The sequence below is a fragment of the Sutcliffiella horikoshii genome (assembly GCF_021991925.1).
Classification (GTDB): Bacteria; Bacillota; Bacilli; order Bacillales; family Bacillaceae_I; genus Sutcliffiella_A; species Sutcliffiella_A horikoshii_F.
Window position 1 is genome coordinate 162,442 of sequence record NZ_RXZI01000003.1, and the last position, 13,061, is coordinate 175,502.

At 41.5% G+C, this 13,061-nt stretch carries 12 protein-coding genes; 11 read left to right on the top strand and 1 reads right to left on the bottom strand.

Annotation, left to right across the window (positions count from 1 at the left end):
- The 4 genes from thiI (at position 1) to EKQ44_RS10410 (ending at position 5,458) form a co-directional block, all read left to right on the top strand.
- Positions 1 to 1,212, top strand: a complete 1,212-nt coding sequence (gene thiI, locus EKQ44_RS10395) for a tRNA uracil 4-sulfurtransferase ThiI (RefSeq protein WP_237663467.1) — start codon at positions 1 to 3, stop codon at positions 1,210 to 1,212.
- A 91-nt stretch (positions 1,213 to 1,303) separates the two neighbouring features.
- Positions 1,304 to 1,507, top strand: a complete 204-nt coding sequence (locus EKQ44_RS10400) for an alpha/beta-type small acid-soluble spore protein (RefSeq protein ID WP_010195477.1) — start codon at positions 1,304 to 1,306, stop codon at positions 1,505 to 1,507.
- A 629-nt stretch (positions 1,508 to 2,136) separates the two neighbouring features.
- Positions 2,137 to 3,723 (top strand): acyl-CoA synthetase MbcS, encoded by a 1,587-nt coding sequence (mbcS, locus tag EKQ44_RS10405; RefSeq protein WP_237663468.1) that lies wholly within the window; start codon positions 2,137 to 2,139, stop codon positions 3,721 to 3,723.
- Positions 3,724 to 3,859: 136 nt separating this feature from the next.
- On the top strand, positions 3,860 to 5,458 hold the full coding sequence (locus EKQ44_RS10410) for an amidohydrolase (protein ID WP_237663469.1): 1,599 nt from the start codon (positions 3,860 to 3,862) through the stop codon (positions 5,456 to 5,458).
- An 86-nt stretch (positions 5,459 to 5,544) separates the two neighbouring features.
- On the opposite strand, the gene EKQ44_RS10415 is transcribed toward EKQ44_RS10410, so the two are convergent.
- The gene (locus tag EKQ44_RS10415) at positions 5,545 to 6,345 is read right to left on the bottom strand and encodes an NAD kinase (RefSeq protein WP_237663470.1); all 801 of its coding nucleotides are present in this window, start codon (positions 6,343 to 6,345) and stop codon (positions 5,545 to 5,547) included.
- Positions 6,346 to 6,525: 180 nt separating this feature from the next.
- Here EKQ44_RS10415 and sppA point away from each other — a divergent pair, with 180 nt between their 5' ends.
- The 7 genes from sppA to EKQ44_RS10450 all read left to right on the top strand — a co-directional run bounded on the left by sppA (position 6,526) and on the right by EKQ44_RS10450 (position 13,017).
- On the top strand, positions 6,526 to 7,536 hold the full coding sequence (gene sppA, locus EKQ44_RS10420) for a signal peptide peptidase SppA (protein WP_237663471.1): 1,011 nt from the start codon (positions 6,526 to 6,528) through the stop codon (positions 7,534 to 7,536).
- A gap of 9 nt (positions 7,537 to 7,545) precedes the next feature.
- Positions 7,546 to 8,130, top strand: a complete 585-nt coding sequence (locus EKQ44_RS10425; protein WP_237663472.1) for an RDD family protein — start codon at positions 7,546 to 7,548, stop codon at positions 8,128 to 8,130.
- Between the two features lie 88 nt (positions 8,131 to 8,218).
- Positions 8,219 to 8,923 carry a DUF2953 domain-containing protein gene (locus EKQ44_RS10430; protein ID WP_237663473.1) on the top strand — a complete coding sequence of 235 codons (705 nt, stop codon included), beginning with the start codon at positions 8,219 to 8,221 and terminating at the stop codon, positions 8,921 to 8,923.
- 20 nt (positions 8,924 to 8,943) lie between these two features.
- Complete coding sequence (gene ytfJ / locus EKQ44_RS10435; protein ID WP_237663474.1) at positions 8,944 to 9,426, top strand: GerW family sporulation protein; 483 nt, start codon at positions 8,944 to 8,946, stop codon at positions 9,424 to 9,426.
- Positions 9,427 to 9,887: 461 nt separating this feature from the next.
- The gene (gene tpx, locus EKQ44_RS10440; RefSeq protein ID WP_237663475.1) at positions 9,888 to 10,388 is read left to right on the top strand and encodes a thiol peroxidase; all 501 of its coding nucleotides are present in this window, start codon (positions 9,888 to 9,890) and stop codon (positions 10,386 to 10,388) included.
- A 248-nt stretch (positions 10,389 to 10,636) separates the two neighbouring features.
- Positions 10,637 to 11,632, top strand: coding sequence for a class I SAM-dependent methyltransferase (locus tag EKQ44_RS10445; protein WP_237663476.1), 996 nt, complete (start codon positions 10,637 to 10,639; stop codon positions 11,630 to 11,632).
- 197 nt (positions 11,633 to 11,829) lie between these two features.
- Complete coding sequence (locus EKQ44_RS10450; RefSeq protein WP_237663477.1) at positions 11,830 to 13,017, top strand: acetate kinase; 1,188 nt, start codon at positions 11,830 to 11,832, stop codon at positions 13,015 to 13,017.
- Positions 13,018 to 13,061: the final 44 nt, after the last annotated feature.

Genomic DNA, 13,061 nt, shown 5'->3' on the forward strand with positions numbered 1-13,061 from the left:
ATGAAATATGATCATATATTAATCCGGTTTGGTGAACTATCCACCAAAGGAAGAAATAGAAAGCAGTTTGTCCAACGACTCAGCTATAACATTCTTGAAAAGATAAAGGATTTTCCTGAAATAAGCATTGAAAAAAGCAGGGACAGAATGTTCATCAAATTGAATGGTGAGCCACATGAACCAATCATTGACCGCCTTCAAAGCATTTTTGGCATCCACTCATTCAGTTTGGCTGTTAAAACAAAAACGGAAATCGAAAGCATGAAAGAAGGTGCTTTGTTTGCCCTTGAAGCGTTACCCTATAAAGGCAAGACCTTCAAGGTCACGGCTAAACGCGCCTATAAGAATTTTGAGCTTGATACCAATGAACTCAACCACGCAATCGGGTCACACCTACTGCGTAATACAGAAGATGATTTAACAGTCAATGTGAAACAGCCTGATATCAATGTCAGAGTGGAAGTCAGAGAAGAAGCGACCTATATTACCTGTAAAGATATTATGGGGGCAGGTGGGCTTCCTGTTGGAACAAGTGGCACAGGTGTACTGATGCTTTCTGGTGGAATTGATAGTCCTGTAGCCGGCTATTTGTCAATGAAACGTGGAATTCGACTGGAGGTTGTTCATTTCTTCAGTCCACCTTATACAAGTGAACGTGCCAAACAGAAGGTGGTCGAGCTGACAGAAAGGCTTACAGACTTTGGTCACTCCATCAACTTGCATATCGTGCCATTCACAGACATTCAAGTAGCCATTCAAAAGCAGGTTCCTGAAAACTACACTATGACTTCTACAAGAAGGTTCATGTTGAAGATCGCTGATAAAATACGAGAAAAAGAACAAGGTCTTGCCATCATCACCGGAGAGAGCCTTGGGCAGGTAGCAAGCCAAACGCTGCAAAGCATGTCCACCATCAATGAGGTCACGTCAACTCCCATCATCAGGCCATTGATCACCATGGACAAAATTGAAATCATGGATATCGCAAGGAAGATTGATACCTTGGAAATCTCCAATAGACCTTATGAAGATTGCTGTACCATTTTTACTCCATCCGCTCCAAAAACGAAACCCAAAAAGGAAAAAATCAATTTTTACGAAAGCTTTTTCGATATTGATAAAATGGTCGACGATGCGGTAGAGCGTACGGAGAAACTGCTAATTACAGGGAAAAAGAAAGAAGAAGACAGCAGTATCAATGATTTGTTTTAATAATAGGGTGCTGTGAAGAATTACCATTTTTAAAACATGAATGATGCCATGTGTTTTGACACATTCTATATTCACAAGGAGGTGAAAACACATGGCAAACAACAGTTCAAACCAACTAGTTGTACCTGGTGTACAACAAGCTCTTGACCAAATGAAATACGAAATCGCTTCTGAATTCGGAGTTCAACTTGGTCCTGATGCAACTGCTCGCGCTAACGGTTCCGTTGGTGGAGAAATCACTAAACGCTTAGTTCAAATGGCTGAACAAAGCTTCAGCGGTGGTTACCAAAAATAATATATAAAATGGCTACGAGGTGGGGGAAACCCCACCTTTCTTCTATTCTTATCTTGGAGGTGCTTTTTAATGAAGGAGCAAAATCAAGTAGAAAAACAGCAGAAGAAACAGGGCAGAAAACGTCGTAATGAGCCAAAACATGCTGAAAAATCGAATGAGCAGTAATTATTTTCTGAACACCTTCTTTTAGGAAGGTGTTTTTATTTTAAGGAGTTTATTCATGGCGTTTTTAATGAATGATGGATCAGTTAGACCTAAGTGTGGTGTGTTTACTTCAAAAATAATTATATGAAATGACCTCAATTTTATAGTAGTTTGGTCAATCTACTGCTTTGTTCGGACAAATATGGTTTAAATATGCAGGTGGTTCGGCCAATTGAAGATGAGGTTTGGTCAAGAAACTTGATGGTTCAGTCATTTGAAAAATTGGTTCGGTCACTTTTTGAAAAACTTCGGTCAACGTTGCCAAATCTTTGGTCAACTTTTAAAAAACTTCGGACAACTTCTGCAAATCTTTGGACATTTACTAAATCACCACAAAAATAATGAATAATTCTACAAAACAATTCAAATTATTTTAAAAATTTTGTAAGATGGAGGTAGTACTATTACAAAGGGGATGACTTCATATGAAAAGAGAAGAACTTTTAGCACCGCAAAAGTACAATCTGGTTGAAGAAGTTGCAAAGTACGCGATGGATAGTGAAAAGCTTGCCTTGATCTGGGAGAGCGAGCAAGGGGAGAAAGAACAAGTAACTTATCAAGAGTTAATGAAAGCTGCAAATAAAATTGGAAACGCTTTACTTTCGGAAGGATTGAAAAAAGGGGATGTAGTCCTTGTCATGATGCCAAGGCTGATAGATTCCTATCAAGTGTACCTTGGAGCGCTAAAAGCGGGGATTGTAGTGATTCCATGCTCTGAAATGCTAAGGGAAAAAGATTTAGCCTATCGTATTGAGCACGGGGATGTTAAGGGAATCATTACATATCAACCGTTCGTGGAACAGGCAGATAAACTGGAGGAAGTAAGCAACCTGGTAAGATTCAGTGTTGGAGGAATAGCTGAAAAAGGGTGGACAAACCTTCATGAAGCGATGGAAAAACAATCCGATGAACTGGAATTTGCTTCGACTTCCAATGATGACATGGCATTCCTATCCTATACATCCGGGACAACAGGCAATCCGAAAGGGGTCGTCCACACGCATGGCTGGGCTTATGCACATCTTCGTACGACATCTAAGAATTGGCTAGGGATCGAAGACAATGACGTGGTGTGGGCAACAGCTAGCCCTGGCTGGCAAAAATGGATTTGGAGTCCTTTCTTATCTACACTTGGTTCCGGGGCAACGGGATTTGTCTATCATGGCAAGTTCGATCCGAACACATATTTGAAGCTGTTGGAGAAATATGAAGTAAATGTCCTCTGTTGCACACCAACGGAATATCGTTTAATGGCGAAAGTGGATAACTTGAATGCTTATCAGCTACCGCACCTTCACAGTGCAGTTTCAGCTGGTGAACCGTTGAATCGTGAAGTCATTGAGACATTCCGCAAGCATTTCCAAGTAGACGTGAGAGATGGTTACGGACAAACCGAAAACACGCTTCTGCTTGGAGTGTTAAAGGGGATGGAGATCAAGTCGGGATCGATGGGGAAACCGACACCTGGTAACAGGGTGACAATTATAAATGAGAATGCGGAGGAGTGTGCGGTCGGGGAAGTAGGGGACATCGCCGTCCATGTGGAGACACCGGCCTTATTCAAGCACTATTACAAAGATCCGGAGCGTACCTCCAGACAATTCAGAGGGGACTATTATATTACAGGTGATAAGGCGAAAAAAGATGAAGACGGATATTTTTGGTTTGAAGGCAGAAGCGATGATATCATTATCAGCTCAGGATATACCATTGGACCGTTTGAAGTGGAAGATGCATTAGTAAAGCATCCGTTGGTACGTGAGTGCGCTGTTGTGGCAAGTCCAGATGAAATCAGGGGGAATGTGGTGAAGGCATTTGTCGTCCTGCAAGATGGAGTGGATCAGGATGAAGCAAAACTGACAAAGCTGCTTCAGGAGCATGTCAAAGAACTGACGGCACCATATAAATACCCAAGGAAAATCGAGTATGTGACAGAACTTCCGAAAACCACTTCAGGAAAAATAAGAAGAATAGAATTAAGGCAACAGGAATTAGCCCAAGCGGCTAAATAATTCAAAGAAGGCAGGCTGGTGGGGACACGATTCCTTGACTCCACCTATCCTGCCTTTTTTAATGCAATTTTTTTGTGCATAATCTTAACAAATGATACTCTAATAGTAATTTTATAAAAAGAAGGAGCAAGAACACATGGGAGAAATCTGGTACGGTGGAACAATCTATACAATGAAAGCAGAAATGGAAACGGTGGAGGCCGTTTATACAGAAGATGGACTCATTAAAAACTTAGGATCCAGGGAGAATCTTTTCGCTACATACCCGGATGCCAAAAAACAAGATATTAAAGGGGCAGTAATGTACCCAGGCTTCACAGACAGCCATATGCACCTGATAGGGCATGGAGAAAAGCTGCTTCGCCTCGATCTTTCCACCTATACCTCTTCTCAAGATGTTAAAGAGGTACTTCTAAAAAAAGTTCAAGAAACTCCAGAAGGCGAATGGATTTTCGGGGAGGGGTGGAATGAGAATAATTTTGTCGACCGTAAAATATTTCATAAAACGGAACTCGATGAAATTACGTCATCTCACCCCATGATTTTATCGAGGGTTTGCAGGCATGCTGTCTTGGTCAATACAAGGGCTTTGGAACTCGCAGGCATCACTAAAGATACAGAAAATCCCCCTGGTGGTGTGATTGTTAAAGATATAATTGGGGAACCGACAGGCTATCTCCTTGACCAGGCACAAGAATTAGTGAAAAAAATGATACCAAAAGCAAGTGAGAATTACCTTTATCAGGCTTTGAAGACTTCGATTGAAGATTGTATACGTCTTGGGCTCGTTGGAAGTCACAGTGAGGATTTAAGCTATTATGGTAGTTTCACGAAAACTTATGGTGCCTTTCAAAACCTAATTGAACGGGATGGCTTTAAATATCGGGCACATCTCTTGGTACATCATGAAGTGGTAGATGATATGCATGAAGAAGGGCATCGTTATAAAGATACAACCGGTTATATTACTCTTGGCTCTATGAAGATTTTTGCAGACGGGGCATTAGGCGGCAGAACAGCCCTATTGAGCCGTCCATATAATGACGCCCCGGAAACATCCGGTGTGGCCATTCATACCCCAACTCAATTAGAAAACCTGGTTAAAAAGGCGAGGGACTATGGCATGACGGTGGCCGTCCACACAATTGGAGATCTCGCATTTGAATATATGTTGGATGCCATAGAAAAGCATCCTGCACCGGTAGGAGAGCGAGATAGATTGATTCATGCCCAAATCTTAACCAGTGATCTGATAGAAAGAGCAAAACAGCTTCCATTAATACTAGATATTCAACCACGCTTTGTGGCAACAGACTTCCCATGGATTATTGAACGCTTAGGGGAAGAAAGATTGAACTACTCGTATGCTTGGAAAACGTTATTAGACGAAGGGTTGATTTGTGCAGGTGGCTCTGATGCACCTATCGAACCGGTAGACCCGCTCCTTGGCATCCACGCTGCTGTTACAAGGCAAACTCCCGGTGACCCGGAGAAAACGGTCTACCAACCAGAACAGTGCCTATCTATGTATGAGGCAATAGGACTCTTTACAAAGGGAAGTGCCCAAGCAATTTCCGAGGAACATAAACAAGGCATCATCGAAAAAGGCTACTATGCCGATTTTACTGTCCTTGATACAGACCTATTCCAAGCAACACAAGATGATATTTTAGATGCAAATGTCATGATGACCATTATTGATGGCACCGTGATGTATGTAAGACAAGATTCTTAACTTATGAAAAAAGGTAACCGGGGGACACTTATACCTTCAATGTCCTCCGATTACCAATGATGTGTCAAGCTCTCAAAAATTCCAGCCTACAAGAAAGTCCTCTTAACCTTCTCCCAAAATGAATTATCCTTCAACTTAACCGTCTTAATTTTTTTATCAGTCAATTGAATATCCAAACGCTCGACATGCTTAATGCTTAAAGCCTCATTATCAATCCCGATTGTAGGATAATCGTTGCCGTCTTGTATCACTTTCAATGTCAGCTTTCTTGCACCGGCCATGATAAATGGTGATCCAAGCGTCCTGTAACTGTTATTGTTGATTGATGCCAATTCACTCACTTGAAAGCATGGCAACATCGGATCAACGACTGCCCCTTGTACGGATTTATTATAAGCTGTACTGCCTGTAGGGGTAGATACGATCATCCCATCCCCGCGGAATGTTTCAAAGTGGAGATCATCTATGTAGACATCTATAGCGAATGTTTTAATGATGGCAGAACGGATCGAGCATTCGTTCAAACATTGGAATGTTGACACCCCATCAATAGATACTTCAATGGTAGGGTACTTTCTCACCTCAATTTGTTCAAAGGTCATTGCTTCGACCATTTTTTCTGTATCATCAATATGGAAGTCGCAATAGAAACTAGACGTGTCTCCGGTGTTGATGCCGGCGTATAGGCAGTCCTCTTTGAAGCCTGTTTTTTGTACCGCTTGCAGGAATGTACCATCTCCACCGACTGCCACAATGATATTGGCATGTTGGTAATCATTTAGAATTTCGAAGTTATTTTGTTCAGCCAATTGCTCAAGCTTTGCAACTTTGGCCACCAATTCTTCTTCTCTTTTGTAAAAGAAAAAAATTTTACGGCGTTCTGTCATCCTTATTGCCTCCTCAATTATAATAAAAATTGGAATACTAACAAAAAATATCCAGAAAACATTACCCTTTTGGAAAGAACTTTAGTACAATTCTATATTGTGATAAGTTTACCATTTTGATGAAACTTTTTAAAACCATTTAACGTATAGGTACTGTACGAACAACTAGGAGGTTTGAATATGAACGGAAAGCGTTGGGCCGCGTTAGGGATAGCGGCGTTGTTATTTTTTGTTTCCATCATCACAAGCATAGCCACAAGGCCATCCGAAAGCGCCACATCTGAGTCATTTTCCAGTATTTTCGGGGGCGAAGCAGAATTCATCGAAGAAGTAATAAAGGATGGAAGTCCAAACCGTAAGATACTTGTATTGGAAGTGAACGGTGTTATTCAAGATACCGGAAGTGATGTAACTTCCATCTTTCAATCACCAGGCTACAATCATCGTCAGTTTTTAAGAATGTTAGACCAGGCTAAGGAAGATAATTCCGTACAAGGGATCATTGTCCGAGTGAATTCCCCGGGTGGGGGAGTGTCAGAGAGTGCAGAGATACATAAGCGATTGGTGGAAATCAAGGAAGAAACAGAAAAGCCAATCTATATTTCTATGGGTACGATGGCTGCTTCAGGAGGGTATTATATAGCTGCTCCTGCTGACAAAATCTATGCATCTCGTGAAACGATTACTGGTTCCATAGGAGTCATTATGCAGGGAATTAATTATAAAGAGCTTGCTGAAAACTATGGAGTGAAATTTGAAACCATTAAAAGCGGTCCTTATAAAGATATCATGTCCCCGACAAAGGACATGTCTGAAGAAGAACGCCAGATCCTGCAATCCATGGTAGACAATATGTATAACCAGTTTGTGGAGGTTATCGCTGAGGGCAGGGGAATGAGTGAAGCGGAAGTACGTAATTTTGCGGACGGACGAATCTATGATGGGCAACAGGCAAAGGACATTAATATTGTAGATGAGCTTGGCTACTTTGAAGATGTCATCGATGCGATGAAGAATGACCATGAGTTGGGGAATGTCCAGGTGGTTCAATATACAGAAAACCTGGGATGGGGCTCCTTATTCAGTATGAATGTTCAATCCCTATTGAAGCCAGAGTCAGAAATGCAGATGTTGGCAAGACTGATCAATCAACCTAATTCTCCAAGACTAATGTACTTATATGCAGAGTAGGAGGGGAATATGATGAGAGAAGAGCAGTATAAAGAAAACGAGTACGAAAATATAGACCAGGAAGAGTCCCTTCTAGCCAAAGACGAATCTAGGGTAGCAGAAAGCAGAGAATCTTTGGTAACAGAAGGAGATCACATTCTTGCAGTTTCTGAAAAAGTTCCTGCCCCCACTTACCGCTATGCAGGATTTTGGATGAGGTTATGGGCATTCCTATTAGATTTATTGATTGTATGGAGCATTGGTGCGATTGTGGTATTTCCGCTATTTAGGTTACTGGGCATTTCAGAGAGCAAGACTTTCCTATTTTCACCGGCATCAATCGCAACAGCTATCATTTTGTATGGATACTTCATTTTAATGACGAAGTATTTCAAACAAACACTGGGAAAGATGGTGTTTGGCTTAAAGGTAATAGACTTGAAGCATGACCATTTGTCATGGAAAAGTATTTTGTTCAGGGAAGGAGTAGGGCGTTACATTGCCTTGTTCTATTTCCCTTTAACGTATATCGTCTTTCTTGTTGCCGCTTTTACAAGCAAAAAGCAGGGAGTGCACGACTTTATCGCAGACACTACTGTCATACATGAAAATTAAGGAATAAACCTGCTGGCCACAAATGGTTCGCAGGTTTATTTTTTTTATCCTCGGAGATAATGGAAGAGGGTAGAAAGGTTGTGAAAACGTGATTTGGACCAGTATTATCGTAGCCATCATACTTATTCTCTTGATTGTGGTTCTCGTCACAAGAATTACCATTCAATTTTATTTCCATCATCAGATAGACAATGATGATCAGATGACAGTGAAACTGAGTGCATGGTTTGGATTGTTGCGGTATACCATTGACGTACCACTGATCAGCGTGGACACGGATACGGCATCCATTCACGTCGAGGAAAAAACCAAGATGGGAGCAGGAGATCCGTCCCAGGGCAAGAAGAAGGAGAAGGACTTCTCACCTAAAGAGATTTGGCAGAGCTTTCAAGACACGTATGAACTTGTACGACATGTTGTGGGCATGCATGAAATAGTTCGGAGAATGTTGGCAAGAATAGAAGTGAAGCAATTGGAATGGCATAGCAATATTGGATTGGGGGATGCGGCACACACTGGCATGATTGTGGGAGTAGGTTGGTCGATTAAAGGGGGAATGGTTGGTATATTAAGTGACTACACCGTCTTTAAGGCTCATCCGGTTCTTTCCATCACGCCATACTTCCAACAAGCTGTATCCCAAACTCTAATAAAGTGTATGTTTCGATTTCGAATCGGGCATGCTATGTTGGCAGGAATAAGAATCGTTAAATATTGGAAGGGTGGCAGACCAACATTCAAAACCCGTCCGCTATCCGTGTTGTCCAAGGAGGATAAGCACGAATCCATGTAAAAGAACAAAGGAGGATTAATATGTCTGAACATCCTATTAAGAGTCTGATGACAACTGCAATGGAAAATTTAAAGGACATGATTGATGTAAATACAATCATCGGTGATCCGGTCGAAACCCCGGATGGAAGTGTCATCCTTACCGTTTCCAAAGTAGGATTCGGATTTGCCGCAGGAGGAAGTGAGTTCCACGGCGGTGGGTCATCCGGTCCAGAGAAACATGATGGAGGTGGCGGCAACCAACAGAACCAAGGTCACAAGCTTCCGTTTGGCGGAGGTAGTGGGGGTGGGGTTTCCATCACACCAATTGCTTTCTTGATTGTAAATTCCCATGGGGTGAAGATGTTACACCTCGATGAAAGCACAAGTATCTATGAAAGACTGTTGGATCTTGCCCCGCAGGCAGTTGAAAAGGTCCAACATATGTTGAATAACAATAAACAGAACAAAGGAAGCCAATCAAGTCAATCTTATAATGACCATAAGCAGGACTTGGACTTCTAAACTTGCCGGCTGCGTAGCAGTTGGCTTTTTTGTTTGGTTGGAGTGGTTTAGGGTGAAGAACAATTGAGGGGATACTATGAAGTTTTGGGTTATATTATGAAATCTTGGGGGATATCATGAAATTTTGGGATATATCATGAAAAATAGGTGGATATCATGAAGTTTGGAGATATATCATGAAAAATAGGTGGATATCATGAAGTTTGGAGATATATCATGAAATTTTGAGATTTATCATTAAAACTAGAGATATATCATGAAATTTTGGGATATATCATTAAGTCTAGGATATCATGAAATTTTATGATATTCCAAGGATTCCACACACTTCGACAAACAACTCAAATCCACGAAAACTTCACCGATTGCCCTCCGCACCAATAATGTTTGATTAATTGCAAAACTTCCGAAATATAGCTATTATTACAAGTGTACATACATTAATGAGGAGGGAAATTATCATGGCAAACGTAACATTCAAAGGGAACCAAATGACATTAGTCGGAAGCGAAGTGAAAGTGGGCGACCAGGCTCCAAACTTCTCCGTTCTTGCAAATGATTTATCAGCAGTAACATTGGAAAACTACAAAGGGTTCAAGAAATTGATCAGTGTAGTACCTTCCATCGATACAGGAGTATGCGATCAACAAACTCGCAAGTTCAATGAAGAGGCAGCTAAGCTTGATAACGTAAAAGTTATTACAGTCAGCATGGACTTGCCTTTCGCGCAAAAACGTTGGTGTGCAGCTAGCGGACTTGACAATGTCGAGGTAGTATCTGACCACCGTGATGCTTCTTTCGGTGAAGCATATGGCGTATTGATGCAAGAGCTACGTCTACTTGCCCGCTCCACGTTTGTTGTGGACTCCAATGACAAAGTGACTTATGTAGAATACGTAGGGGAAGGTACGGACCACCCTAACTATGAAGCGGCAATTGAAGCAGTAAAAACTGCAGAATAATACCCATTTTTAACCCATCGCACCAAGACGAGCAGACTGTCATAATAGCAGTCTGCTTTATTTTTGCGCCATCTCCATGTAAAATAGGAATACTGAAATTTGGTGGGAGTAGTCCCCCCTGTTGATTGGATTGTAGAGACTCCCGGAGTAAAGTAAAGAGGCTCAAGCACCCCAAAAAGGATAAGCGAACACCTGCAAGGCAAATCAACAGGAGTAAACTCAAGTTACCAATGAAAAGGAGTGGCATAATGTCCATTACGAAATTAGAAAATACATTTACTTTATTTGATACAACAGCACAAATCCTACAAGAAGAACTGGATTGTACATACCTAGAGGCACTTGCAGAAACCGCAGAAAATCTCTTCCATGGAGCAGTGATCCAAGAAGAAGTATCGGAGGTAACCAAACGAAGACTGGAAAAAGAGTATAGCAAACAAACCATCTCTGCACTTCAAAAGGAAGAAATCAGAAAAGGATTTCAGCTTGCTATACTAAAAGGTATGAAGGATGCTGTTCAAGCTAACCATCAAATGACACCTGATGCGATCGCCATGTTTATGGGGTACCTCGTTGGAAAATACACCTCACATTTGCAACAGCTTACTATGTTGGACCCTGCCATCGGTACTGGAAACCTTCTTACAGCCGTCCTTAACCACCAGCCCAACAAAAAGTTAGAGGCGTATGGTGTGGATGTGGACGACCTTTTAGTGAAACTTGCCTATAATAATGCCAACCTCCAAGAGCAGGCAATCAGTCTATTCAACCAAGATGGCCTAAGCAACCTATTTGTAGAACCAGTCGATGTGGTAGTGAGTGACCTACCAGTAGGCTATTATCCTGACGATAACAATGCAGTTAACTTCAAGTTAAGAGCAGAAGAAGGACATTCCTATGCACATTATCTGTTCATAGAACAAGGATTGCGTTACACAAAACCAGGCGGCCACCTTTTATTTTTAGTGCCAAACTCGATGTTTGAGGAAGAGGAGTCAAAAAGGGTGAATACGCTTATAAAAGAGGAAGCGTATATACAAGGGATGTTACAGCTTCCGGAAACGATGTTCCAAAACAAGAACCATGCAAAAAGCATCCTTGTCCTTCAAAAGAAAGGTATTGGGATCGAGCCTCCGAAAGAAGCTTTGCTTGTAAATCTTCCAAGCTTCTCCAACATGCAGGCAATGGAAAAAATCATGGGGCAAATCAACCATTGGTTTTCTGAGCAAAAGAACAATAAATAACTATGTCATTCTTCAGAAAATAACGAATATATAAGGTAAGCGTTACCATCAAGGGAAGCCTCTTGCAAATGCAGTATGACGGTGTTTAAATGAAAAAGGTATATATATTAACGGAACTTTGCACAAGATAGGTAGAGTGTAAAATCATTTAATCATCCATCCAAGTGTGACCATATAAAAGGAGTGTACGTATCGTCATGTCAAAAGTTATTGCAATTAATGCAGGGAGTTCTTCTCTTAAATTCCAATTGTTCGAAATGCCTAGTGAAAATGTCATTACAAAGGGATTAGTGGAACGTATCGGATTAAACGATGCTGTTTTCACTATCTCTGTGAACGGCGAAAAAGTAACAGAAATCACAGACATTCCTGAGCACGGAGTAGCTGTAAAAATCTTATTGAAAAAACTAATCGATCTTAACATAATCCAAAGCTTCGATGAAATCACTGGAATTGGCCACCGTGTCGTACATGGAGGGGAAAAATTCAATGATTCCGTTCTAATTACGGATGAAGTATTAAGTCAATTAGAAGAACTTTCAGAGCTTGCACCACTTCATAACCCAGCAAACATCGTTGGGATTAAGGCATTCAAGGAAATTCTTCCAAGTGTACCGGCAGTCGCTGTTTTTGATACGGCATTCCACCAATCCATGCCGGAAAAATCCTTCCTTTACAGCTTGCCTTACGAGTACTATGAAGACTACGGCATCCGAAAATACGGTTTCCATGGTACGTCCCATAAGTACGTTTCCGAGCGCGCTGCAGAATTGTTAGGCAGACCGGTTGAGCAACTTCGCCTAATTTCTTGTCATTTAGGTAACGGTGCAAGTATTGCGGCAATCGAAGGCGGAAAATCCATTGATACTTCAATGGGCTTCACACCTCTTGCAGGTGTGGCAATGGGAACTCGCTCAGGTAATATTGATCCTGCTTTGATTCCATTCATCATGGAGAAAACAGGCAAGACAGCTGACGAAGTATTAGAAGTCTTGAACAAGCGCAGTGGTATCCTTGGGGTATCTGGTTTCTCCAGTGACCTTCGTGATATTGAATCTGCTGCGAAAGAAGGAAACGAGCGTGCAGAACTGGCATTAGAAGTATTCGCTAGCCGTATCCATAAATATATCGGTTCTTATGCTGCGAGAATGTTTGGAGTAGATGCGATCATCTTTACTGCAGGTATCGGTGAGAACAGTGATGTTATCCGTGCAAGAGTTCTTCAAGGACTTGAATTCATGGGCGTATACTGGGACCCTGCATTGAACAAGGTTCGTGGAAAAGAAGCGTTCATAAACTATCCACACTCCCCAGTCAAAGTCATCATCATCCCTACTAATGAAGAAGTGATGATTGCAAGAGACGTAATGAAAATAGCTTTATAATTGATAGTCCCCGATCTGTTTTATATGAACAGGTCGGGGATTAT